Genomic DNA, 23,824 nt, shown 5'->3' on the forward strand with positions numbered 1-23,824 from the left:
GATGTATTCGACATCAGACAGGAAGCCTCATCATGACCATCAAAGCGATCAACGTCCGCAACCAGTTCAAGGGTGTCATCAAGGAAATCGTGACAGGCGAAGTGGTCTCCGAAATCGATGTGCAAACTGCCTCCGGCATTGTCACCTCGGTGATCACCACCCGTTCAGTGCGCGATCTTGAATTGCAAGTGGGGAGCGAGGTGATTGCCTTCGTCAAATCCACGGAAGTCTCGATCGCCAAGCTCTGAAAGGGCGAGGGCTTGAATTCGCGGAGCCGCTCACGTCAGGAAAAGGACAACCCCTGGCTCGCGCGAATCAAGTCATAGGCCTTTCGGGCAATCAAGTTCGCGGTGTTGGGCCTGATCCACAGGTAGTAGGTCACGTCCGGCAGTCGCGGCAATCCGTCATTTTCACCCAGCACGCGCATGTCGGGACCGAGCATCTCCATGCTTCGTGCCGTGACACCCAGGCCTGCACGGGTCGCTGCCTTAATACCAATCAGATTCGACGCCAGGTATGCCTGGCGCCAACTGATATTGGCGCGTTCCAGCGCCTCCAGTGCGTAGCGCCGATAGATGCTCGGTTCGTCCACGAGGATCAGTGGCAACGGTTCGCCGGGGTTGTGAATGTACTGCGCCGAGCAGATCCACCACACCGGCGAAGTGCGTAAGGCGAAGCCTTCCAGGCTCGGGTCCTGGCGGGTGGAAATCACCATGTCGACCTTGCCCCGGTGCAGGTCGTCCATCAGAAACGGGCTGCGGCCGACATCGATCTCCAGGCGCAAGCGCGGTGCCGAGCGGGCGATGTGGCTGAGGATCGGCGGCAGGATGGTGTCGGCGATGTCATGGGGCGAACCAATGCGTAACACGCCGCTCAAGCTGCTTTCACGCAGGGAGTTCAACGCGTCGTCGTTGAGCGACAGCATCTGCCGGGCATGACGCAGCAACTGCAAGCCGGGTTCGGTGAGTTGCTTTTGCCGTCCGCGCTTTTCGAACAGGCTCACCCCCACTTGCTGTTCCAGGCGTTGCATGTGTTGGGTGACCGACGATTGCGTGCGGGCCAGTTGCGCGCCGGCCTCGGCAAAACTGTGGTGATCAACCACGGCAATGAAGGTGCGCAGCAAGTGCCGTGGCTTGGCTCGTACTAGAACGCAACTGGCGCCGCCAGAACGGTTCTGGTGGCAGCGCTTGGGGCGTCTCACAGAGGCATCTTCGGTAACTCGTCTTGGCACTTCAAAGGCTGTTAGCGCCAAACAGATGATTCAGTGAGGTGCTTAGCAGCTAAGGCTATACAAGACCGACAAACGAAAGAATAACTAGGACGATCACAACGGCCCCGACGATGTAGATAATATTGTTCATGAAAACCACCTCTCTATCTCAACAGGATTGCGACACTAATGTGTCTAATACAAATGACACCTCGCACCCAGCTCCGTTCCGCGAGTCAGTCTCAGAGGTGGCGCCATCGCACTAATGCTCCCTATTCACGATTATTCAAACATTCTCTTGTCGCCACTTCATGCACATCTCTGTTTGGTGTACTGTTAGGAGACTAATTACATCGAGATTGGCCATGTCTAAGCTTGCAGAATTTCGTCAGTTGGAAAAACACCTCGCCGAGCAACTTGAGGCTCTTGAAGCCTTGAAGGGCGATGCTGGCCTGAAGAAAGAAATTGAATTTGAAACAAAGCTGCGCGCCTTGCTCGCCGAATATGGTTACAGCCTGCCGAACGTGATCAACTTGCTAGACCCTAAGGCTGGTCGTCGCGCACCAGCTGCCGAGGCAAAATCCGGTACGAGAAAGCCACGCCAGGTGAAGGTCTACAGAAATCCAGAATCTGGCGAAGTAGTGGAAACCAAAGGCGGCAACCACAAAACGCTGAAGGAATGGAAAGCGAAATACGGCTCCGACACTGTCGAGTCCTGGCTGACCAAGTGATCTTGTTTTGAGTACAAAAGGGCCCTTTGAGGGCCTTTTTTTGTCAGGAATTTATTCGGAACCGATCTTTACTTGATCGCTTATAAGCTGGGCAAGTATCCGCACCGGTTCGGTAAAGGTCTGCCGAGATCTATGCACAAGCCCGATATCACGGTGGAAGGTGTGCTGACCAAGGTCGAGCGCTCGTACACCTGCTGGCCATTCCTGATGGGGTGCTGTCTGCGGCACTAGCGCTACACCTACACCATTTTCCACCAGCTTGATGATGGCCTCCAGTTCATCCAGCTCACAGACTTCACGTAAGGTGAAATGCATCTGCCGTAGGAAGCGATCTACCTGCCTTCCCCCGAAGGATGATCGGTCGTACCGAATGAACGGTTGGCTGGAAAGTAGTTTTGACCAATCTTCTCCCGGTACATCGCGCGGAACGATCAAGCGATAGGGCTCAAGCGCCAAGGTCGTCCACCGCAGATCGCTTTGCAGAGAGAAGGGCGGGCGAATGATGACTGCCATGTCAATTTCGCCGGCATCTACAAGGTTGACCAGTCCCATCGACAAGCCTGGAATTACGCGTGTTCGGCACTGCGGGCATTGTTGGTGAAACTTTGCTAAGGCGTCCGGTAAATAGGAGCGCTGGACGGAAGCGATAGCGCCGATATTCACCAGGACGCTGGCAGGAAGTCCCACTGTGGTGGAGCCAAGGTTGTCGTAAAGGCGAAGCAGCTCTTGCGCTTGCAGGAGTGTCTGGTGGCCCATTCTATTGAGGTGGGCCGAGCGTCCCTTTCTGTCGAATATCTCGAAGCCGAGCTCAGCCTCCAGACGCTGAATCTGGGCACTTACTGCAGCCTGGGTGAGACCGATCTTGTTGCCGGCGGCGGCGAAAGTGCCTTCCCGTGCTACGGCAATCAGTGTTTTGAGTTCTTTGATCATTCACAAATAATAATTGTGTTTCTAAGAAATATATATTGATTTTTTTACTCGGCTTGCAGCTCTACGATGGCCCCATCCTCAAAAACAATAAGGGTCAGGGTATGCAACTGCTGGGGAATCTTCTGCAAGCTGTAAAGCCTTCACCGACGCTTGCCATCACTCGAAAAGCGGCGGATCTGAAGCGCCAAGGCGTGGATATCATCGGCCTGTCGCAAGGCGAACCAGACTTCCCAAGGCCCGATCATATCAACGCGGCTGCCAAGCTTGCGATCGACAAAGGCCTGACCCGATACACTGATGTCGATGGTACGCCGGAACTGAAAGCCGCCATTGTTCGCAAGTTCGAACGCGAAAATGGCCTTGTTTATGACTCGTCAGAAATCAGTGTCGGCACGGGCGCCAAACAGATCATCTTCAATGCTTTGCTGGCGACCCTGAACCATGGCGATGAGGTGATCATCCCCGCGCCTTACTGGGTCTCCTATCCGGACATGGTGCGGCTAGCCGGTGGCATTCCAGTGGAAGTGAGCTGCCCGGAAAACCAGAGTTTCAAGATCACAGCCGCTCAGCTTAAACGCGCAATAACCCCCCGCACGAAATGGGTCATTTTGAACTCGCCGAGCAACCCGACCGGTGCTGGCTACTCCGCAATCGAACTGAAACAACTGGGTGCCGTCTTGTTGGGGCATCCGCAGGTGTATGTGCTCTCGGACGACATCTATGAGCACCTGCGGTACGACGGCTGGGGATTCAACACCATTGCGGCTCAGGTGCCGGCACTGCGCAACCGAACCCTGACCGTCAACGGTGTTTCAAAGGCGTATTCCATGACGGGCTGGCGTATCGGCTTTGCGGGAGGCCCGAGAGAGCTTATCGCCGCAATGTCCACTTTGCAGTCGCAAAGCACCAGCAACCCTTGCTCCATCGCACAAGCGGCGGCGCAGGCAGCGCTGGACGGGCCTTTAGGTTTTTTAGAGAGCCGAAATCAAATTTTCAGCCAGCGGCGCGACCTCTGCCTAGGTGCTTTCGAGACCATTCCAGGTTTGACCTGTCGTCGACCAGAGGGTGCGTTCTACCTGTTCCCTTCCTGTGAGGGCCTGATCAACCGCCAAACACCTGCTAAGCGGTTGCTAAGCGATGACACGGATGTTTGCCGCTATTTGCTTGAGCAGGCGCGAGTTGCGGTAGTGCCTGGCAGCGCATTTGGTCTTGAAGGATATTTTCGGATGTGGTTTGCGACATCCACTGAACAGCTTGAGCAGGCGTGTGTGCGCATACGTTTGGCCTGCGAGCAACTGAGCTAATTATTGAATTCTCTTCCGCCCAAAACGCTAAAGGTTGTGGGTGGTGCGCAGAACCGTTGGGCGGCATTAATACGCTGTTCCGTTTTTCACAAACAAAAATACTGTAATTGGAGTTCTGATGAGCCTCTCTCCTTTCCACCTCGCAATCCCTGTTTACAACCTCGCTGGAGCACGCACCTTTTATGGTGAAGTGTTTGGACTGGAAGAAGGTCGTTCCAGCACACAGTGGGTCGACTTCAACTTTTACGGCCACCAGCTGGTTATTCATGAACATCCAAAGACTGCTTCGCAAGAGAGTGTCCATAGCAACCCGGTAGACGGCCACGACGTGCCAGTTCCTCACTTCGGCATTATTTTGGGCTGGGAGCAATGGGAGGCACTGGCAGAACGCTTGAAGTCCTTCGGCACTGAGTTTGTTATTGAACCGTACATTCGTTTCAAAGGGCAGGTTGGCGAGCAAGCTACGATGTTCCTGTTCGACCCATGCGGTAACGCACTTGAATTCAAGGCCTTTAAGGACATGAGCCAACTCTTCGCAAAATAATAAAGGTACTTGGCACAACATTGTTGTGCCATTTGATTTCAAGTGAGCTGGAAGCTCATGACTCTAGCAACTGCCATGTACGCAGTCCTTTCATTCCAACAAGAAGGCTAGACATGAAACGTATTCCCTTGGTGTGGCAAATAGTTGCCGGGCTTTTGCTTGGCGTGCTCGTCGGTTGGTACTTCAATACACATCCGCAATATCAATCGTGGGTCAGTGCTGAAATTCTGAAACCACTTGGCGATATCTTCATCAAGATGATGAAGATGGTTGTTGTTCCGATTGTGTTCTGTTGCATGATTCTCGGCATTGCAGGAGGCGGGGATAACAAGTCCTTTGGCCGTATGGGCGTAAAGTCGTTGACTTACTTCTTTGCGATTACAGGGCTGGCCATTGTTATGGGGTTGTGTTTCGCGAATATTTTCGAGCCCGGAACGGGCACTGATATTTCGGGAATTTCGCACAGCACCGCATCGATCACCATGGAGCCTTCTAAGGGGGCCCTCGTTATCTTGCAGAACATCGTCCCTGACAACGTTTTTGTAGCGATGTCGGAAGCGAAGCTGTTGTCGGTATTGTTCTTCGCTGTGCTGTTCGGCATGGCATTGAACTCGCTACCTAGGGAGAAAAGCGCGCCAGTAGTCGCGGTCGTCCAGGGGTTTTCTGATGCGATGTTCAAAGTCGTCTCAATCGTCATGGCTTACGCGCCAATAGGCGTATTTGGCATGATCGGCGCTACCGTTGCGACCTTTGGCTTTGCCTCGCTATTGCCCTTGCTCAAGCTTATTGGTGTGGTCTACTTGGCGCTGATTGTGTTTGCGTTAGTGGTGCTCGGCGGTATTTGCTATCTGATCGGTGAGAACATTTTCAAGCTGATCAAGTATTTCCGAAATGAGCTTATCCTAGCGTTCTCGAGTGCCGCATCAGCAGCGGTTATGCCGCAGTTGATGAGCAAATTGGAGAGCTATGGCGTTCCGCGCCGGATCGTCAGTTTTGTGGTTCCGGTCGGTTATGCATTCAATCTGGATGGCGCATCGATTTTCCTTGGGGTAGCTACGATTTTTGTCGCTCAACTCTATGGTATCGACCTGTCGCTTTCTCAGCAGATTCTGCTGGTGGTCACAATGGTGCTTACCTCCAAAGGTGCTGCTGGGGTACCTGGATTTGCCATCATTATTCTTTCTGCGACGTTGGCGTCTGCCGGTCTTCCATTGGAAGGGGTAGCGCTTATTGCAGGGATATTTAGGATTATTGATAGCGGCACAACCACGCTGAACGTACTGGGTAATGCAATCGCACCATTGGTAATTGCCAAATGGGAAAAGGCGGCCCTTGAGCCTTCAAGAGCTGAGTTGGTAGCAGAGAAAGCATAGCTAGTCAGAGAGGAGCCAACGGCCATAAAAAGCCTTTGGCTCTTCCTGTTTTCGTTGTTCAACATTAAGTTTTCATGTGTGTTCTCTTTGCCGGGTTCTGATCTGTGCAGTTAGGTTTTTTCTTAGCTGCATCAATTCGGATTTCCGCGTTTTGCTGCCGATTACTAATAAAAAATAAGGTGCTTTATGCGCAAAGAATCCTTTCCCGATTCACATCGTAAGTTTGCTTTGTTGTGTGCGGTTTTACTTGCCAGCTTCCTGGCTGTGGGAAATGCTCAGGCCACTTCAGGCAACACTGTTAAATCGCATCTGTTGACCCATTCTGCGGTGGCAGTACCTGATCGTTATGCGGCTGAAACAGCTAGAGCCATCTTTGCCAAAGGTGGCAATGCCATCGATGCGGCGGTGGCCATTGCATTCACTTTAGCCGTCACCTATCCGGAAGCTGGCAACATTGGCGGTGGTGGGTTCATGACGATCTATCACGAGGGTAAGCCTTATTTCCTTGATTACCGCGAGCGGGCACCGCTCAAGGCGACTAAGGACATGTTCGTCGCCGGCAATGGTCGAGTGATCCCTGCTGATAACACCCAAAGCAGCGTGCTTGGCTACATGGCCGTGGGCGTGCCAGGCACGGTCGCCGGCCTGTGGGAAGCCCATCAGCGTCTTGGCAAGCTCAGCTGGCAGGCGCTGGTCGAGCCGGCAATCCACTATGCAGATGCAGGCTTTCGAGTTAATGAAATGCTAGCCGGTTTGGCGGCAACGGAAAACCAGCAGCGATTCGCTGGTAAAACCAATTTCTCTGAGCATTTTGGTACGTTGCAGTCGGGCATGATCTTTAAGCAGCCTGAACTGGCAACGGTATTGAAACGAATCGCGAAGTACGGCGCTGCAGGTTTTTATTCCGGCAAGACAGCCGAACTGATCGTTGCTGATATGACGGAACATGGCGGACTTATCAGCGAAGCCGACCTGCGGAACTACAAGGCAATTTGGCGAGAGCCGATACAAGCAAACTGGAATGGCCTCCAGGTGGTGACCGCGCCACCGCCCAGTTCCGGTGGGATCGCTCTGGTTCAACTATTGAAGATGAAAGAAGTGCGCAGCGCGGATTTTCGTGGCGTGCCGCTGAACTCGCCAGAGTACATTCATCTGGTCGCGGAAATCGAAAAGCGAGTGTTTGCCGACCGAGCTCAATACCTGGGCGATCCCGATTTCTACAAGGTTCCGGTAAGGCAGTTGCTGGATGGGAATTACCTGTTGCGGCGTGCGGCGGAAGTGAGTGTTTCGGCGCCCTCAGATACCAACAAAGTAATCGCGGGCTTGAACATTACCTTCCCGGAAAAACCGGAAACGACTCATTTTTCGGTTGTCGACAAATGGGGGAACGCGGTATCCAACACCTACACATTGAATGGCTTCTTCGGGTCTGGAGTGGTTGCCAATAAAACCGGAATACTGCTCAACGACGAGATGGATGACTTCTCAGTCCTTGCCGGAGTGCCTAATCAGATGGGGGTTGTCGGTAATGACACCAATGCGATTGAACCCGGAAAGAGACCGCTTTCCTCGATGTCTCCGACCATTTTTCTGAAGGACGGAAAGGTCGCGCTGGTCATCGGCACGCCGGGTGGCCCTAGAATTTTTACGTCGATTTTTCAGGTGGTGAGCAATATCTATGACTTCAAATTGCCGCTGAAAGATTCAGTGAGCGCGATGCGCTTTCACCATCAATTGCTGCCGGCAAATACAATTTTTTGGGAACCTTACTCTCCGATTATGGGGCAGTTGGCCAGGGATCTCGACGCCAAGGGCTACAACCTAGTCAATCAGGGCTTCAATGGTGATATCCAGGCGATCAAGGTGGATGGCGGTATCCCGGAGCCGGTGACAGACCCAAGGGGGAGGGGAGTAACGATGCTGGTCAAATAATTCGTCATTCCTAACAAATAACTCGATCTGAGCAACGGTTTCCGTTTCCATCGTCGGGCACTGAGGTGAGACTTGGCGATTTGAGGGATAGCAGATTTCTAGATCGGGAAAACTCTTCTAGACGACCGGTCTAGTTTTCTGTAGGCTTCCTATCCTATGAAGAAACCTATTCAAGACATGCGGCAGCACATCATCGATGTAGCGAAGTCGCTGATGACCAACAAGGGTTACACCGCCGTGGGGCTGTCGGAAGTGCTGACAACCGCTGGCGTACCTAAAGGGTCGTTCTATCACTACTTCCGCTCGAAAGAAGAATTCGGCCAAGCACTGCTCGAAGAGTACTTTCAAGAGTACATCGGTCGTGTCGATATCGTGATGGCCGCAGAAGGAACCGGAGCTGAGCGGCTGCTGGGCTATCTGCGTTACTGGGCAAAGACGCAAGCGTTCGATCACCCCGAGGAGAAATGCCTTGTGGTGAAACTGGGTGCTGAAGTCTGCGACTTGTCGGAAGACATGCGTGCGGTGCTGGAGGAGGGCACCGCGCTGATCATTCAGCGCATCACGCGCTGTGTCGAGCAGGGCATGGCAGATGGTTCCATTTCGCCGACCCTGGACGCGGCGATATTGGCCGAATCGCTGTATCAGCTTTGGCTTGGCGCCTCGCTGCTGGTCAAGGTCAAGCAGACCACGGCCCCTTTTGAAACCTCACTGATCACGAGTAAACGCCTGCTTGCATAGGGGCGTTTTATTTAACTGGCAATCTAGACGACCGGTCTAATAATAAAGGTATTTAGAATGCTTGATAGCAGACGTAACACTGACCTTTTTTCGTCCGTGCAGATGGGCGCCATTGAGATGGCAAACCGTATTGTCATGGCCCCTGTTACACGCAGCCGAATGGGAGATGACGGCGTACCCAATGAGCTTCATGCCACTTACTACGCCCAGCGTGCCGGCGCAGGTCTGATCATCGCCGAGGCCACGAACATTTCTGCTCAGGGCCGCGGCTATGCGATGACGCCTGGTATCTGGTCGGAAGAACAGGTGGCAGGCTGGAAAAAAGTCACTGACGCTGTACACGCGGCAGGCGGCAAGATCGTCAGTCAGCTATGGCACGTAGGCCGCTTCTCCAGCGTCGAGTTACAGCCAAACGGTGAGGCGCCGGTAGCTCCCTCGGCAATCAAGGCCGAAGGTACCACCTACACCAACAATGGCATGGTCGAAGTGTCCATGCCTCGGGCGCTTGAGACTTCAGAGATCCCGGGGATCATCGAGCAGTACAGGCATGCGGCAGAAAATGCAAAGCGAGCCGGTTTTGATGGTGTGGAAGTCCATTCTGCCAACAGCTATCTGCTCGACCAGTTCCTGCGTGATTCCACCAACCAGCGCACTGACCAGTACGGCGGCTCCATCGAGAACCGGACTCGGCTGACCCTCGAAGTCACCGAAGCAGTGGTTGCGATCTGGGGCAGTGACCGGGTTGGCATCCGCCTCTCGCCGGTGACTCCTGACGCAGGCAATACCCCTCCTGACAGCAACGTCATGGCGACCTATGGCTACCTGATTCAGCAGCTCAACAAGTTCAACTTGGCCTATCTGCACTTCGTTGAAGGCGCCACCGCCACCTCTCGTACCGTTCCCGAAGGTGTGGATCTGGACGCGCTGAGTGCGCAGTTCGAAGGGCCGTTCATTGGCAACAACAACTATGACCTGGATATGGCACTTGAGCGCCGGGCGCAAGGTCGGATCGACGCGGTAGCGTTCGGTCGCTTGTTCATTGCCAACCCAGACCTCGTAGAACGCTTGCGTCGTGGTGCCGAGCTCACTATCGCTCCGCGCGAGAGTTACTACGGCGGAGGTGCCAAGGGCTACACCGATTGGCCAACGGCAAGCTACTGAGTCGTGCCCTTGCGCCAGCCAGGCCCGGGGGAAGTCCGTCGCAACAGCATTCACCGTAATGAGGTACTACGCATGAATTATCTGCAAAGCAAAGTAGCAATCGTCACTGGCGCGTCTTCCGGCATTGGTGCTGCCACCACCCGCGCATTGGCCGCACAGGGCGTCCGCGTCGTGGCAGCAGCACTTGATCAGGAAGGGCTTGAATCGTTCGTTGCCGAGCTGCGTGTGGCAGGTAGCGACGTGGTCGCGTTCACTACCGATGTCACCCATCTGGATCAAACCAAAGCTCTCGCGAAGTTTGCACAGGATACTTATGGCGCCGTGGACATTCTGGTCAACAACGCCGGTCTCATGCTCTTTTCCAACTGGGTCGATCTGGCCGTGCAGGATTGGGAAAAGATGATCGATGTGAACATCAAGGGCTACCTCAACGCTACTGCTTCGGTACTGCCTTTCATGCTGGAACAGAAGTCCGGGCAGATTCTCAACATGGACTCTGTCGCAGGTCACCAGGTTGGGCCGGCGGCGGGTGTTTACAGCGCTACCAAGTTTTTCGTCCAGGCCATGACCGAATCCATGCGAAAGGAGTTGGGCGTGCAGCATGGTATCCGCGTCAACACCGTCAGTCCCGGCGTCATCAATACCGGCTGGGCGGACAAGGTCAGCGACCCCGAAGGGCGTAAGGCGGCTCAGGAACTGAACCGGATTGCCATTGCGCCCGACGATATCGCTCGTGCCGTGATTTATGCGCTCAATCAGCCGGAAAACGTCACCGTCAACGATCTGATTATCTCGCCTACACGCCAAGACTGGTGATCGTTGGTTGGCCATGCTGCGCCCATCCAGACCTGATGGGTAATCGGAAAATCTTTCAATCAGGAGTCCATCATGAGCAATCCAACTTACGTCCAAGAATACAACGCGATCGTCGACGTGCTTAGCCAATACAACGAAGGCGGTGCCAAGGCTGACAGCGCTTTGATGAAGCCCGCGTTCAACGAGCAAGCGACGATGTTTGGGGTCGACGGCGACAAGCTCGTCGGCGGCGCGATCCAGAATCTGTACGACGTCATCGACAACTCTTTCCGCCCATCTCCCGAAGCCAAAGCCGCGATCGTTCGCATCGACATCGTGGGCACTGCCGCCAGTGCTCGCGTCGATACCGACAACGTTTCGGGATTTCGTTTCACCGACTTCTTCAACCTGCTGAAGGTAGAAGGCAAGTGGACGATTGTCAGCAAGATTTACCACACCCATCCGAGCGCTTGAGCACTCGAGCGCCTCTGGCGAGGTGTGTTGTGCCTCGCCCTTATTGAAAGGAGAGAACCATGTCAAAGAATACCAAGGCAGTACCGACTTCCGAGTACAACGCTGTCATCGCTACCGCCAATCAGTACGTTGAAGGTCTGCGTGTGGGCAGTGCAGAAGGCGTTGCGCAAGCTTTCCATAAAGACGCCGTGATGTACGGTTTCACAAATGGCGAGCTGCTTGGCGGCCCGATCAAGAATCTGTTTGATTTCATTCAGAAGAACGGCAGTGCCCCAGAAATTACAACTCGGCTCGACATACTGGCGATCACACCCACGACAGCCGTGGTGCGTGTCGATATGGAAAAGGATGCTATCGGTGCCGACTACAACGACTACCTGACCTTGATCAAAATCGACGGCACCTGGAAGGTAATTGCCAAGGTTTATCACCAGTTCGAAGGTTGAGCGTTCACCGATCCCGGTTGAATCAATGGCGGGATCGGAGCTCGTTCATCGTCAAATGGAGAAGCGATCATGAGTAAGGTTTTCATTATCGGCGCCGCTGGCAAAGTGGGGCGGCGATTGGTTAAGCAACTCGTCGGGCGAGGTCACGAAGCATTTGCTCTGCATCGGAACCCGGAGCAGGGGAGTGATCTTGCGGATTTGGGAGCGACGCCCATAGAAGGCAATTTGTTGGAGCTTGAATCAGGGCAAATGGCGCAGCTTATGTCGAGCAGTGATGCCGTGGTCTTCACTGCAGGTGCGAGCGGCGCAGGTATGGATCTGACCAATGCGATTGATGGGCGGGGATTGGAGTTGGCAGTGGCCGCAACCATTCAAGCAGGTGTCCGGCGTTTCATTCTGGTCTCGGCCTTCCCCGATGCGCTGCGTGGTAGCCCGGTATCCGAAGGTTTCGAAAATTACATTGCCGTGAAAAAACGAGCTGATGCTCACTTGGTGGGGACGGGTTTGGATTGGGTGATTGTGCGCCCAGGAACGCTTCTGGATGACACCGGCACTGGCAAAATCCGTGCTGACGTCGCTATTCCTTACGGTGAAGTTTCAAAAGATGACGTGGCAACGACACTTGCCGAGTTGATCGATCAGCCCAAGGTGAGTCGGGTCATTATCGAACTCACTCAGGGTGACACGCCAGTCTCCGACGCGGTTCGCAGGCTTGGTCATGAGCGTTGCTTACAATGAAGTTGGTTTTGGTTGGCGCTACGGGGCTTGTTGGACGCGAGGTTCTGAAACAGGCGCTCGACGATCCACGTATCAGCCTTGTGGTTGCGCCGACTCGTCGTGCGCGTGCAGCGCATCCCAAGTTACATGCACCTCTAACCGACTTCGACAATCTACCGGAAACAGTCGACTGGTGGCGGGCGGATGCCGTGATCTGCACATTGGGCACGACGATGCGGCGCGCTGGATCGAGAGACGCTTTTCGGCTTGTTGATTACGAGTACCCGTTGGATGTAGCGCGCTTTGCCAGAATGAATGGCACCTCAATATATGTTCTCAACTCGGCCATTGGGGCGAACCCAAACTCGAGTTTTTTCTACAACCGGGTAAAGGGCGAGTTGGAAACATCTCTTACAGGGCTTGGTTTTGCATCACTCACCTATGTGAGGCCCGGCGTCATCAGTGGGACGCGCGACGAACTGCGGTTGGGTGAGCGAGCACTGGTAGTGGTACTGGGCCTGGTGGGGAGATTGTTACCCGTTCGCTGGCAACTTAACCCCGCGTCGCGAATCGCCCAGGTGTTGCTCGAATCAGCCCTTGAGCACAGACCGGGTGTTCACATAATCACCTCCGAGTGCTGCATTGGAGCCGGAGTTAGCTGTTTTCACAAATAGATCATTTGAAGGGAGATACACAATGCCTATGGTTGAGTTTTCCGCTGTGTTGGACAGCGATACAGGACACGCTTGGAGCCTGTTGAAAAAATTTGGAGAGATTCATAAATGGCATCCCTCTATAGTCGAAAGCAGTATTGAGGATAACCAGCCTGACGGATTGGTCGGTTGTGTTCGCAAGCTCACCCTGGCCGATGGCGCGGTTGTCAGGGAGCGTTTGTTAACGGTGGATGATCGCAATCTAACGTTGTGCTATCGCTTCGAGGAGTCCCCGTTACCATTAGATAACTATCTCGCCATTGTGAAATTGGTCTCACTTACGGGACAGTCCAAGACGTTCATCAATTGGTCTGCAAGCTTTGACCTGCAAGATTTGAATACAGCAGACCACTACCAGGAACTCATACGAGGACTGATCGTGGATGGCCACAATAGTCTTCAGTTGTTTCTAATCCGGCATTAAAGATTTAAAGGAATTGACACGTCCAGTCTTGGCTAGGCAAGCATTCTAAACTTGAATGCAAAAGGGCCCTTGGAAGCTGATGACATTCAGCTAAGTTGACTTACTGCGGCCATCGCTGAACACCCGGGTTTCGATCAGGGTGTTTTATTTAACCAAGTGCATTGCTGGAACTCTGGCGGGCCGTAGCCTGCGTGACGTCAGTACAAAGATTAAAAACTCAGACCACTCGTTCGGCTGGCAGGATAATGCACACCGGGCTGGGGCGTTAGGGTCACATAAAGCAACGCCTGGGTATGTTGGGCGCCGGGTTAAGCCGCCATCGCTTGGGCAGCAGAGGCCCTTCGAGCCCAAGATTGCCACCAGCAATCGCTTGGCGAGAAGGAATTCGTTGTGATGGTCGCCGATCACGCCAGGGCGTATCAAGGCTAAGGCCCGACGATCAAATGCTGGAACAGGAGGCGACCGAACTTACCGGCACCGCAGAGCGCCTGAGTTCCAAAATTTTACGCTCATGCACAGCTCCCCATTCCCGCATGGCACTCACCAAAGGCGCGAGAGAGCTACCTAATTCTGTCAGCGAATACTCCACCTTTGGCGGCACCTCGCGATAGATTTCGCGATGAATAATCCCATCAACCTCCAGCTCTCTCAGCTGGAGTGTCAGCATCCTCTGAGTGATATCTGGTATTAGGCGTCGCAGTTCGTTGAAGCGCTTCGTTCCTGACATCAGGTGAAACAGTATGAGCGATTTCCACTTTCCACCAATGACATCGACAGTAAACGCGACGGGACAAGCGAAGGCCTCAATTTCATCCTGAGGGTTACATTTTTTCACTGTTATCACCACGGTATAGAAAGTGTGCCTACAGCACATAATTGTGCGTACTTACACGCAAGTGCTGTGTAAGTTAGCATGATTCCATATTAACCACTATGGAATCTGCTTGATGAGCTTGCTGCTTTCGCCCCATGAAATTAAAGGCCTTAAACTGAAAAACCGCGTCGTTATGTCCCCTATGTGCATGCACATGGCAGCGGATGATGGCTTTGTCACTGAATGGCACCGCGTTCATTATGGAGCTCGTGCTCTGGGTCAGGCGGCGCTGATTTTTCCCGAAACGTTGGCTATTCAGGCTGACGGTCGTATCGGAGCCGGTGACCTCGGTATCTGGAGCGATGAACACGTTGTCGGCTTGAAAGCACTAACTGAACTGCTTCACAGTTTTGGTGCAAAAGCCGGCGCTCAGATCGGCCATGCGGGGCGCAATGCTGACCTGCCCAATCTCATTCACATCGCGCCATCGGCGATTCCGTTCACGGAAACCAGCCCTGTTCCTCGCGAACTCGCGTCTGATGAAATTCCGGGTTTGGTGAAGCTCTATGGCGATGCCGCACGGCGTGCCAGCGACGCCGGATTCGATGTACTTGAGATCCATGCTGCGCACGGTTACTTGCTGAGTGAGTTTCTTTCGCCACTGGCCAATACGCGCGACGACGAGTATGGCGGTGATGCCAAACGTCGCTATCGCTTCCTGCGCGAAGTCTTGGAGGAAGTCAAAAAGCATTGGGGAGATCGTCCTCTGTTCGTTCGGATATCTAGCTCTGATTACGCCGAAGGTGGAAACACGCCTGAATCGTTCCTTGAATATGGTCGTTGGATGAAAGAGCAGGGTGTCGACCTGATCGACTGCAGTTCCGGTGGAATCAAGATGGTAAAGGTGCAGACCTACCCAGGTTACCAAGTACCTGCGGCTGAATTACTGCGTAAGGAGCTGCACATTGCCACGGGGGCTGTGGGTGTGATCCAGAGTGGGCGCCAGGCCGAAGAAATTTTGCAAAACGGTCGAGCTGATCTGGTGTTTGTAGGGCGACAAATGCTTCGCGATCCATTCTGGGTGCGCACCGCAGCAGATGATCTGAGGGAAGTCATAGAGATTCCTGAGGCCTACACACGTTATGGATCTGTCTGGCTTGATACCAAAGCCTGAAGCTTTTCTGCGTAAATCAAATCAGTGATCAATAGCAATCCAATGAAGCAGGGTAAACACATGAGCAAACCGACTTACGTACAAGAATACCAAGCCATCACCGAGGTGCTGAACAAGTACATTGAGGGCTGCAAGCAGGCCCAAAGCAGCATCATGAAGCCAGCTTTCAGTGAGCAGGCAACGATGTTTAGCGTCGATGGCGACGGTAAGCTGGCCGGCGGCGCTATACCAATCCTGTTCGATGGGATCGACAAGGGTTTCCGCCCATCTCCTGACGCACCGGCAGCCATCGTCCGCATTGAGATCGTCGGTACAGCGGCTAGCGCTCGCATCGACGCTAACGACATGTCTGGCATTTCCTTCACCGACTTCTTCCATCTGCTAAAAGTCGATGCTCAGTGGACGGTAATCAGCAAGATCTTCCACACCCACTTCGCCCCTTGAGGCTTTATCTTCCTTGAGCGCGCGGCGACGAGGCTGCACTGCATGCCTGCTGTGTTTTCTTTTGCAGCCGGGCGTCGGCGGAACTGTACGTCCGGCACACAGCCTTGAAGACTTTGCCTTCGACCGCCGGATCGAAGCCGCAACAGATAATAAAGTTGCTCGCTATTTGATGATGCATACATTCAGGCTATACATAGGAAAGATCATGAAGATCCTCACCTCCGCTTTCGCCCTTTCCGTCGTGACGCTGTCGCTTGGTAATGCACTTGCAGCCGACCAGCACGGCGTTGAACACCACGTAGCAGAATTTTTGAAATCCCTTGAAGGCGTCAAGACGCTGGACTCCATGACGCCGGTGGAGGCCCGCGCCGCGCTGGTGGCTGCCCAGGCCGCCCCCCAAGTATCCTTGCCGGCAGCTGACGTCAGTGAGAAAACGATCCGCGTTAATGGCCGCGACCTGAAACTAACCATCGTGCGCCCGGTCGGCAGCGATCAGAAAATCCTACCCGCGTTTATGTACTTCCACGGCGGCGGCTGGGTGTTGGGCGACCTCCCGACCCACGAACGGCTGGTGCGCGATCTAGTGGTAGGCTCGGGTGCGGTGGCGGTCTTCGTCAACTACACCCTCTCGCCTGAGGCGGGATACGGCGTCGCCATCGAGCAAGCCTATGCTGCGACAAAGTGGGTGGCCGAACATGGCAAGGAGATCAACGTAGACGGCAAACGCCTCGCCGTAGCTGGCAACAGCGCAGGCGGGAACATTGCAGCCGTGGTTGCCTTGATGGCGAACGAGAAGGGCGCACCAGCACTGCGTTCACAAGTGTTGCTGTGCCCGGTGACGGATGCAAACTTTGACACGCCGTCCTACAAGGAGTTTGCCAACGGCTACTTCCTGACGAAGGACTTGATGGTGTGGTTCTGGGACAATTACACACTCGACGCCGAAGCACGCAAGCAGATTTACGCTTCGCCGCTTCAGGCGACAACCGAGCAGTTGAAGGGCTTGCCGCCGACGCTGATCCAAACTGCCGAATTCGATGTCCTGCGCGATGAAGCTGAAGCTTACGGCCGCAAGCTCGACGCTGCGGGTGTACCTGTGAAGTCGGTACGCTACAACGGCATGATTCACGATTTTGGGCTGTCGAACGCATTCAGCCATCTGCCGGCGCCCCGCACCGCGATCGAGCAGGCATCTCAAGAACTCAAGACCAGCCTGAGCAAGTAGTTTCAAAAACAAAGAGTCCGCAGGTCACGGTGAAACTGCGGAATTCTTTATTGAAAACACATCGTTAATTTCATTGCGAAGCTACAGTAGCACCAAAGTTTTTCGGAACACCTGCTGTGCTTTTTTTGCAATTGAGCATAAATCAATAATCGCAATCCTTATTAAATTAAGAGTGAATAAATGAAAATTACTTCTATCAAGAGTTTGTTTTTTGTGGCCCTAATTTCGAGCTTGGGCGCGATTGCTCAAGCAGATAACCTACCGAGTGACCAACAAGTCAGTAGTAAAACAGTGAGCAAACCTACGTACGTAGAAGAATACCAAGCTATCACTGAGGTGCTTAACAAGTATATTGAGGGTTGCAAGCAGGCCAAGAGCAGTATCATGAAGCCCGCTTTCAACGAGCATGCGACGATGTACAGCGTCGGCGCCGATGGCAAGCTGGCAGGCGGCGCGATTCCAATCCTGTTCGATGGGATCGACAAGGGTTTCCGTCCATCTCCTGACGCACAGGCCGCTATAGTCCGCATCGAGATCGTCGGTACCGCGGCTAGCGCTCGCATCGACGCTAACGACATGTCAGGCATCTCTTTCACTGACTTCTTCCATCTGCTGAAAGTCGAAGGTAAGTGGACTGTGGTTAGCAAGATTTTCCAAACGCATGTAGCGCCTTAATTACTTGAGCCGTCCGGCGGCTTTGTGCTCGACTATCTAGGGCTTCTGCGCTGGAACCCTTCGATCACAGCCATCGACTTTAGTTAGTGGAGTCGGTATTCAACCGCCGGATGACCCAGTCCTTTCTTGATCTTACGAAATTTTGATTACTACTTTACCAAAGGCGCCTCTGGCCAAGTGCTCATACGCTTGGCGTGCTTGATCAAATGGATACACGTGGTCGATTACCGGGCGAATCTTGTGCTCATTCAAGAATTCGTTCATGCGATCAAATGAGGAGCGAGGAGCAACGGCGATGCCACGAATCGTTGTTTGCCGGAAGATCAAAGGCATCAGGTTCAGCGCAGAGGTTTGGCCGGTCAGGAAGCCGATCTGTGCGATACGTCCTCCTGCCTTTGTTGCTGCAACCGATTGATTGATGCCATCCCCGCCTGCCACATCCAGCAGGAGATCGACCCCCTTGCCGTCAGTGAGCTTTAGTACTTCCTCTGCCCACTCAGGGCTAGTGCGATAATTTACACCCGCTACAGCACCCAGTTTTTTCACTGCTTGCAGATTGTCATCTCGACTGGAAGTGACGATAACTTTGGCGCCAAGTGCCGTTGCAATTTGTGCAGCGAAAACAGAAACACCCCCTGAGCCCTGAACCAAAACGGTTTGGCCTGCCTCGATCTGGCCGAAATCAACGAGCGCATACCATGCCGTCAGAGCAGCAATTGGAAGGGTCGCAGCTTCCTCATCTGACATGTTGTCGGGAGCACGTACCGCGCTGTCTTCATGGATAATCATGTACTCCGCCAGCCCGCCCGGCAATGGCGAGCCAAAGCAGTAGTTAGGCTCATCTGGCCCTGGCATGCCATCCAACCAACGTGAGTAAAGGTGTGAGTTAACTCGATCTCCGATAGAGAAGCGGCTGACGCCATCACCGACTGCTACGACAGTACCTGCCGCGTCGCTTACAGGGATTAGCGGCTTGGGCACCATATGAGGCTCATAGATGCCGTCAACGATAGCCTTATCTCGGAAGTTGAGCGATACAGCCCCCACTTTTACCAGCAGTTCTCCATCGGTGGGCACGGGTGTCTCAGCTTCCCCCTGCACAAGATTGTCCAATCCGAAATCTTTCAGAAGCCACGCTTTCATTTTCAGTCTCCAGCAATTTTGAATGTGCAGGGGAGGAAAGCTCCTCCCTTACGCTGAGGACATTGTTGAGATTTCGCGGCACTAGATAAATGTGCAGAAACTTACAGGATTGTTATCCTGATCAGCAACAATCATCCAGTTATCATGTTTCCCGAGAAAGAGAATTATGGAGCTTCTACAGTCGATGCAGGTATTCGCCAAGTTGGCTGAGTTGGGAAGCTTCACAAAAGTCGCGGAGGCAATGCAGGCAGGACGCCCGCACGTCACACGCACCATTCAGGATCTGGAAGCTTCGCTGGGTGTCCGCCTGTTCCAACGCACTACCCGTAAAGTGAAACTGACTGCTGAGGGCGAGCGGTTTTATGAGCGTGTCAAAGAGATTTTGGCAACAATCGCAGAAGCCACTTCCATGTTCGACCGTAGTGGATCGACGTTGCGGGGACGGCTTCGCATTGACATCCCCACTGCATTTTCCCAGCACAGCTTCATGGAAAACCTGAGAAAATTTACAGAGGCATTTCCCAAAATCGAGCTTTCGCTGGGCGTGACCGACCGTGCGGTAGATCTCGTAGCCGAGGGCATCGACTGTGCATTGCGAATCGGTGACCTCCCGGACTCAAGCATGGTAGCTAGAGAAATTGGCACCGCCACCATGGTGACCTGTGCGTCTCCAGGTTATCTCCAAGCTTGCGGGCCACTCAGAACCCTAAACGATCTATCAGACCACCGATGTGTCAGCTTCCTTTCTGGTCAGAATAACAGACCGCTGCCTTGGCATTTTTCGGTAGACGGTGAAGATCGTCCACATACGCCTCATGGTGGTATCACTGTGAATGAGTCGAATGCCTACGTTCAATGCGGTGTTGCAGGTTTCGGCATTGTTCAAGCGCCGGGAATTACCGTTGAGACTTTCCTCGCAAGCGGAGAAATGGTTGAAGTGCTCAGAGCATTTCGTCCCAAACCTCGCCTGGTTTCCGTGCTGTACCCAAGCAGAACACATCTTGCACCTCAGGTGGATGCGTTTGTGGATTGGTTAAAGGAGCATTTTCCAGTGCTACACCCTAGCTGGTTCAAATCTCACTAACCTGCAGCCGTATGCCGACTCGGTATAGAGATAGGTTCTTGCCGTAAAATGTGTTGGGCGGACGATCATCAACTACCGTGTACCGGGCAGCAATCGACCCAATCGGTTCGTCACGGTCTCAAGAAATACAGTGGCAATACAAATGCGGGAGTAATGGAAGCTGAGCACGGCACCGCGACCGCTGAGTCTTGGCTGTCCAAGTGTTTTTGGTTTGAGTACAAAAGGCCCTTCGAGGGCCTTTTTTGTTAAACACGATGTACTATCGTAATGGCTTTTTGCCGTGATCGGTATGTTCTGGGGGCATGCTGGCAGCGTAAAGCATCTTTCTGAAATTTAATCGGTTGATTCAGTCATTAACGGTGATTGGATCTCCGTTCATCAACATGAATCTCACGGTGCTCATGACGCCAGAGTGACCCGACCTAATGCAATTTTTCACACGGAGAATTCCAGAATGGCAGCGCATCATAAAGAGAAACACTCAATAGACAACATTGGTTGGCTGCGCGCTGCCGTATTGGGGGCCAATGACGGAATCGTTTCAACTTCAAGTCTGATTCTGGGCGTAGCCGCCTCTCACGCAACTCACAACAGCATCCTTATAGCGGGTGTCTCTGCTCTCGTCGCCGGTGCTATGTCGATGGCTACTGGAGAGTACGTTTCCGTGCAGTCCCAAGCCGACACGGAAGCGGCTGCCCTAGAGACGGAGCGAATTGAGATTCAGGAAAATCCGAAGGGCGAGAATCGTGAACTGACAGGAATTTATGTTGAGCGAGGACTTGAGGCGCCGCTTGCAAAAGAAGTCGCGACTAAACTAATGGATCACGACGCCTTGGGGGCGCATGCCCGAGATGAGTTGGGAATCACCGATGCGATGAGTGCAAAGCCATTACAAGCTGCTCTTGCATCTGCGCTAAGCTTTGCCGTAGGTGCGGCACTACCATTACTCGTGGTCGTAGTAGTTCCACAAGAACATCTCATCCCAGTCATCGTCGTCGCGTCGTTGGTCTTCCTTGCTATCCTTGGCGGCTTGGCGGCCAAGGTCGGCGGGGCGAATATTAAAAATGGGGTTTTACGTGTGACTTTTTGGAGTGCGCTTTCGATGGCGGTGGCAGCAGGAGTCGGTACCCTGTTGGGAACCACAGTATAAAACCCGGAACGGATTCCAGAATTAAATTCTGGCCTTTATACAAGGATGGAACAGGGTTTATATATTTGAAGGCAAGAGAAAAGCAGCGCTGCCCCCACACACCTTTATCCGATAGGATGCCGCCGGTTTTTTCTTCTGTTTTCTTTAGCTTTTTAATCCCACAGGATTGAAAGCTGGAACAGAAGCTGAAACTGAAACGCAGGCCTTGGGGGCCCAAGGGGAATCGCATTACTTACAGCCGTGGGCTGCTGCTTATGCTTTGAATACAAAATACCGTCAATTTTTTCAAAAAAATCCACATATTGCTATTCATCGGTTTTATTTCGTTTTTTACCATTATATGTTGTGTTTTCGGCGGGTGGGGTGATGTGAGAATCAAGTGGAGCTAGAGTCAGAGCTGGAAGCGACGGTCTGGGCAGTAGCATTGCGTGCCTACGGTGCATCGCTTCATCAGGTACTTGGGCAAGCGTTGGCGCAATACAAAAGACAACCTGGGTTGGACGAGCTGACGCGCTTCCACCCGAGCACAGGGGGTCAAGCTGGCGTCCGCGCACTTGGTTGTGCTCTCTCCAAAGAGATGCCGAACTGGGGCGATCGGCACCGTGATGACTACATCGAGATCCGGCGCGAGCTTCGTTGGCATATTGCCCGTCACCTGCACCTACCTGAACTACACGCCAAGAGCGATAAGGGCAATAGCGTCCACTTATTTTAAAGCGGACGTCATCGCCCTCACCGAAGCCAATGGCTATCACATGTTCAACGACATTGGCTTTTCTCCTCCGTCCGGGAGGCCGAAACGACCTCTGACGAAGTTCAGGAAAGCTCCATATGGTCGTCCCAGAGTTAGCATAATTACCGTCACACCAAGCGATCCATACAGCAGTTCTTCGCCGTTAGCCCCGCAGATTGCCAATATGGCTGCATAGATTGGTACCTGGAAGCTTACGAGAGCGAGCGAGTCCCACAAGATATGGGAACTTCGACTCGTGCTGGAAAATCTCATGAACCAGTCTCGCCAAAACCCATATGGGCGGCCAGTCAGAACCATAAGCCCGGCACCTAGAAGTCGGGTATGAAGCACCTGCTCCCAAGCCATCCCCGCAATGAGCCGCTCGTTAAAGATGCCTGTAACGGTAAAAAATAGGATCAACGCGAGAGTATCCGCAGCGAAAGATCGCCACCTATCGCTTCGATCTTCAGTTGAATAAGACAAATCGCTTACCTCCTGCCTCGTTTAGAGCGCTATGTCCGAAGAACTGGGCTTCAAGCCCCGATCCCAATTCGCTGTGACAAGTCGCCAGGTATTTTTGAATAATAGTGGTGACCTACACCCGTGTGTGGAACAGATGCCCCCTCATTTCGCTCAGCGTTCCAAGATATTTTCTCGCATTGCTGCGCACCACAAGTTGCCGGTCGATGACGTTGGTCATCGGCATGCGCCAGATTCGGCCAACCCCCTGGAAGTCGGCATTTTTTTTGTTTTTGGTGTACCGTTAGAGCGTTACTCAGAAGAGGTTTCCCGTGTCCAAACTCCAGAATTTCGCCAACTCGAAAAACACCTCGCAGAGCAGCTCCAAGCTCTCGAGGCTCTGAAAGGTGATGTCGGCCTGAAGAAAGAAATTGAATTCGAGACCAAGCTACGTGCTCTACTCGCCGAGTACGGCTACAGCCTGCCGAACGTGATCAACTTGCTTGATCCACAATCTGGCCGCCGTCGTGCTCCAGCTGTCGAGTCCAAAACTGGCAGCCGTAAGCCACGCCAAGTGAAGGTCTACAAAAATCCACACACTGGCGAGCTCATCGAAACCAAAGGTGGGAATCACAAAGGCCTGAAAGAATGGAAAGCGGAACACGGCTCGGCGACCGTTGAGTCCTGGCTGACCAAGTGAGTTTGGTTTGAGTACAAAAGGGCCCAAAAGGGCCTTTTTTGTTGGCCTTGCGGAGGAATGCGGTTAAACGTCCGGCTAACACAGATATTAGTGAGTACCAATGCTAACGTGGGAGATATCCAATTCAATTCGCAGGTTGGGATGGGTGGAAAGCCGGCTTCACATGTTTGATGAGGATGAACCCACCGTGCCGAGAATTTTGACTTCCCAGATAAGTGACACCGCACTAAACGAGCACAATGCCAGGATGTTCGGGTCGCCAAAGGAACGCTTGGATTTTTACCGAAGAGAGATTCAGTACGAAACCAGCATCTTGGCTAATCGTACTGACGCCTTTCTGGCATCTCAGTCTTTTTTGGTCATCGCATTTGCCTCTTCTATGGGCAATCTCAACCCCGAATGGGGCAAGTTGTTCACGCTGGTAGTACCACCGTTTCTTACGTTGCTTGGAGTGCTAAGTTCGTTGAATGCTTGGCCCGGTATTCGTGCGGCATACGACATTATCGGCCATTGGCATTTCAAGCAGAGTGAGCTATTGCATAGCGAGCCTTTAATGGGGTTGGCGTATGACGAATCGCCTTTATTTTGTGAGAGAGAGTCCACGCAAAAGGGGTATCGAAAGGCGTTGCTGTTTTCGGTGCGCACACCTTGGATCTTTGCGACGTTCTGGGTATTGCTTGGCATTTGGTCGGTTTGTATTCAAATCACCAAACTAGGTGCTTGAGAGAGAT

At 53.2% G+C, this 23,824-nt stretch carries 26 protein-coding genes and 1 pseudogene; 22 read left to right on the plus strand and 5 right to left on the minus strand.

Annotated elements, in window-relative coordinates:
• Positions 1 to 32: 32 nt before the first annotated feature.
• Positions 33 to 248 (plus strand): TOBE domain-containing protein, encoded by a 216-nt coding sequence (locus EAH74_RS10180; protein ID WP_140678013.1) that lies wholly within the window; start codon positions 33 to 35, stop codon positions 246 to 248.
• A gap of 35 nt (positions 249 to 283) precedes the next feature.
• On the opposite strand, the gene EAH74_RS10185 is transcribed toward EAH74_RS10180, so the two are convergent.
• On the minus strand, positions 284 to 1,123 hold the full coding sequence (locus EAH74_RS10185; protein WP_140678738.1) for a LysR substrate-binding domain-containing protein: 840 nt from the start codon (positions 1,121 to 1,123) through the stop codon (positions 284 to 286).
• A gap of 452 nt (positions 1,124 to 1,575) precedes the next feature.
• On the opposite strand from EAH74_RS10185, the gene EAH74_RS10190 reads away from it, so the two are divergent.
• Entirely contained in the window at positions 1,576 to 1,941 is a 366-nt protein-coding gene (locus EAH74_RS10190) for a histone-like nucleoid-structuring protein, MvaT/MvaU family (protein ID WP_140678015.1), read from the plus strand.
• A gap of 51 nt (positions 1,942 to 1,992) precedes the next feature.
• Here the strand turns inward: EAH74_RS10190 and EAH74_RS10195 are convergent, their stop codons facing one another.
• Complete coding sequence (locus tag EAH74_RS10195) at positions 1,993 to 2,871, minus strand: LysR substrate-binding domain-containing protein (RefSeq protein WP_129444019.1); 879 nt, start codon at positions 2,869 to 2,871, stop codon at positions 1,993 to 1,995.
• 101 nt (positions 2,872 to 2,972) lie between these two features.
• On the opposite strand from EAH74_RS10195, the gene EAH74_RS10200 reads away from it, so the two are divergent.
• The 12 genes from EAH74_RS10200 (at position 2,973) to EAH74_RS10255 (ending at position 13,492) form a co-directional block, all read left to right on the plus strand.
• Positions 2,973 to 4,175 carry a pyridoxal phosphate-dependent aminotransferase gene (locus EAH74_RS10200; RefSeq protein WP_140678740.1) on the plus strand — a complete coding sequence of 401 codons (1,203 nt, stop codon included), beginning with the start codon at positions 2,973 to 2,975 and terminating at the stop codon, positions 4,173 to 4,175.
• A gap of 118 nt (positions 4,176 to 4,293) precedes the next feature.
• On the plus strand, positions 4,294 to 4,719 hold the full coding sequence (locus tag EAH74_RS10205) for a VOC family protein (RefSeq protein ID WP_123364336.1): 426 nt from the start codon (positions 4,294 to 4,296) through the stop codon (positions 4,717 to 4,719).
• A gap of 113 nt (positions 4,720 to 4,832) precedes the next feature.
• Positions 4,833 to 6,092 (plus strand): cation:dicarboxylate symporter family transporter, encoded by a 1,260-nt coding sequence (locus EAH74_RS10210; protein ID WP_140678016.1) that lies wholly within the window; start codon positions 4,833 to 4,835, stop codon positions 6,090 to 6,092.
• Between the two features lie 186 nt (positions 6,093 to 6,278).
• On the plus strand, positions 6,279 to 8,024 hold the full coding sequence (gene ggt, locus EAH74_RS10215; RefSeq protein WP_140678017.1) for a gamma-glutamyltransferase: 1,746 nt from the start codon (positions 6,279 to 6,281) through the stop codon (positions 8,022 to 8,024).
• A gap of 156 nt (positions 8,025 to 8,180) precedes the next feature.
• The gene (locus EAH74_RS10220; protein WP_140678019.1) at positions 8,181 to 8,762 is read left to right on the plus strand and encodes a TetR/AcrR family transcriptional regulator; all 582 of its coding nucleotides are present in this window, start codon (positions 8,181 to 8,183) and stop codon (positions 8,760 to 8,762) included.
• Between the two features lie 57 nt (positions 8,763 to 8,819).
• Positions 8,820 to 9,923, plus strand: coding sequence for an alkene reductase (locus EAH74_RS10225; RefSeq protein ID WP_140678020.1), 1,104 nt, complete (start codon positions 8,820 to 8,822; stop codon positions 9,921 to 9,923).
• 72 nt (positions 9,924 to 9,995) lie between these two features.
• Entirely contained in the window at positions 9,996 to 10,739 is a 744-nt protein-coding gene (locus EAH74_RS10230; protein ID WP_140678021.1) for an SDR family oxidoreductase, read from the plus strand.
• A gap of 72 nt (positions 10,740 to 10,811) precedes the next feature.
• Positions 10,812 to 11,192, plus strand: a complete 381-nt coding sequence (locus EAH74_RS10235) for a nuclear transport factor 2 family protein (protein ID WP_140678023.1) — start codon at positions 10,812 to 10,814, stop codon at positions 11,190 to 11,192.
• 59 nt (positions 11,193 to 11,251) lie between these two features.
• Positions 11,252 to 11,638, plus strand: a complete 387-nt coding sequence (locus EAH74_RS10240) for a nuclear transport factor 2 family protein (RefSeq protein ID WP_140678024.1) — start codon at positions 11,252 to 11,254, stop codon at positions 11,636 to 11,638.
• A 69-nt stretch (positions 11,639 to 11,707) separates the two neighbouring features.
• Positions 11,708 to 12,376 (plus strand): SDR family oxidoreductase, encoded by a 669-nt coding sequence (locus tag EAH74_RS10245; RefSeq protein ID WP_140678026.1) that lies wholly within the window; start codon positions 11,708 to 11,710, stop codon positions 12,374 to 12,376.
• Positions 12,373 to 13,029 (plus strand): NAD-dependent epimerase/dehydratase family protein, encoded by a 657-nt coding sequence (locus EAH74_RS10250; protein WP_140678028.1) that lies wholly within the window; start codon positions 12,373 to 12,375, stop codon positions 13,027 to 13,029. The genes EAH74_RS10245 and EAH74_RS10250 overlap by 4 nt, the downstream gene beginning before the upstream one ends.
• 22 nt (positions 13,030 to 13,051) lie before the next feature.
• Complete coding sequence (locus tag EAH74_RS10255) at positions 13,052 to 13,492, plus strand: SRPBCC family protein (protein WP_140678030.1); 441 nt, start codon at positions 13,052 to 13,054, stop codon at positions 13,490 to 13,492.
• Between the two features lie 439 nt (positions 13,493 to 13,931).
• Here the strand turns inward: EAH74_RS10255 and EAH74_RS10260 are convergent, their stop codons facing one another.
• A complete protein-coding gene (locus EAH74_RS10260) occupies positions 13,932 to 14,327 on the minus strand; it encodes a winged helix-turn-helix transcriptional regulator (RefSeq protein ID WP_140678032.1) in 396 nt (131 codons plus the stop codon).
• A gap of 112 nt (positions 14,328 to 14,439) precedes the next feature.
• Between EAH74_RS10260 and namA the strand changes: the two genes are divergently transcribed.
• The 4 genes from namA to EAH74_RS10280 all read left to right on the plus strand — a co-directional run bounded on the left by namA (position 14,440) and on the right by EAH74_RS10280 (position 17,824).
• Complete coding sequence (namA, locus tag EAH74_RS10265) at positions 14,440 to 15,480, plus strand: NADPH dehydrogenase NamA (protein WP_140678034.1); 1,041 nt, start codon at positions 14,440 to 14,442, stop codon at positions 15,478 to 15,480.
• A gap of 60 nt (positions 15,481 to 15,540) precedes the next feature.
• Complete coding sequence (locus EAH74_RS10270) at positions 15,541 to 15,924, plus strand: nuclear transport factor 2 family protein (RefSeq protein WP_140678036.1); 384 nt, start codon at positions 15,541 to 15,543, stop codon at positions 15,922 to 15,924.
• Positions 15,925 to 16,129: 205 nt separating this feature from the next.
• Positions 16,130 to 17,149 (plus strand): alpha/beta hydrolase, encoded by a 1,020-nt coding sequence (locus EAH74_RS10275; RefSeq protein WP_140678038.1) that lies wholly within the window; start codon positions 16,130 to 16,132, stop codon positions 17,147 to 17,149.
• 291 nt (positions 17,150 to 17,440) lie between these two features.
• Complete coding sequence (locus tag EAH74_RS10280; RefSeq protein ID WP_140678742.1) at positions 17,441 to 17,824, plus strand: nuclear transport factor 2 family protein; 384 nt, start codon at positions 17,441 to 17,443, stop codon at positions 17,822 to 17,824.
• A 132-nt stretch (positions 17,825 to 17,956) separates the two neighbouring features.
• On the opposite strand, the gene EAH74_RS10285 is transcribed toward EAH74_RS10280, so the two are convergent.
• On the minus strand, positions 17,957 to 18,967 hold the full coding sequence (locus tag EAH74_RS10285) for a zinc-dependent alcohol dehydrogenase family protein (protein ID WP_140678040.1): 1,011 nt from the start codon (positions 18,965 to 18,967) through the stop codon (positions 17,957 to 17,959).
• Positions 18,968 to 19,151: 184 nt separating this feature from the next.
• On the opposite strand from EAH74_RS10285, the gene EAH74_RS10290 reads away from it, so the two are divergent.
• Both EAH74_RS10290 and EAH74_RS10295 read left to right on the plus strand, forming a co-directional pair.
• Positions 19,152 to 20,051: a LysR family transcriptional regulator gene (locus EAH74_RS10290; RefSeq protein WP_140678744.1), complete on the plus strand. Its 900-nt coding sequence runs from the start codon at positions 19,152 to 19,154 to the stop codon at positions 20,049 to 20,051.
• Between the two features lie 454 nt (positions 20,052 to 20,505).
• Positions 20,506 to 21,201 (plus strand): VIT1/CCC1 transporter family protein, encoded by a 696-nt coding sequence (locus EAH74_RS10295; RefSeq protein WP_140678042.1) that lies wholly within the window; start codon positions 20,506 to 20,508, stop codon positions 21,199 to 21,201.
• Positions 21,202 to 21,952: 751 nt separating this feature from the next.
• Here the strand turns inward: EAH74_RS10295 and alaE are convergent.
• Positions 21,953 to 22,417: an L-alanine exporter AlaE gene (gene alaE, locus EAH74_RS10300; protein ID WP_140678044.1), complete on the minus strand. Its 465-nt coding sequence runs from the start codon at positions 22,415 to 22,417 to the stop codon at positions 21,953 to 21,955.
• Between the two features lie 322 nt (positions 22,418 to 22,739).
• Between alaE and EAH74_RS10305 the strand changes: the two are divergent.
• Together EAH74_RS10305 and EAH74_RS10310 are read left to right on the plus strand one after the other, a co-directional pair.
• Positions 22,740 to 23,093, plus strand: a pseudogene (locus tag EAH74_RS10305) (histone-like nucleoid-structuring protein, MvaT/MvaU family); the annotation flags it as partial.
• Positions 23,094 to 23,280: 187 nt separating this feature from the next.
• The gene (locus EAH74_RS10310; protein WP_140678747.1) at positions 23,281 to 23,817 is read left to right on the plus strand and encodes a hypothetical protein; all 537 of its coding nucleotides are present in this window, start codon (positions 23,281 to 23,283) and stop codon (positions 23,815 to 23,817) included.
• The last annotated feature ends 7 nt before the right edge of the window (positions 23,818 to 23,824 follow it).

Origin of the sequence: Pseudomonas mandelii (assembly GCF_006438925.1) — a bacterium.
Lineage (GTDB): Bacteria > Pseudomonadota > Gammaproteobacteria > Pseudomonadales > Pseudomonadaceae > Aquipseudomonas > Aquipseudomonas mandelii_C.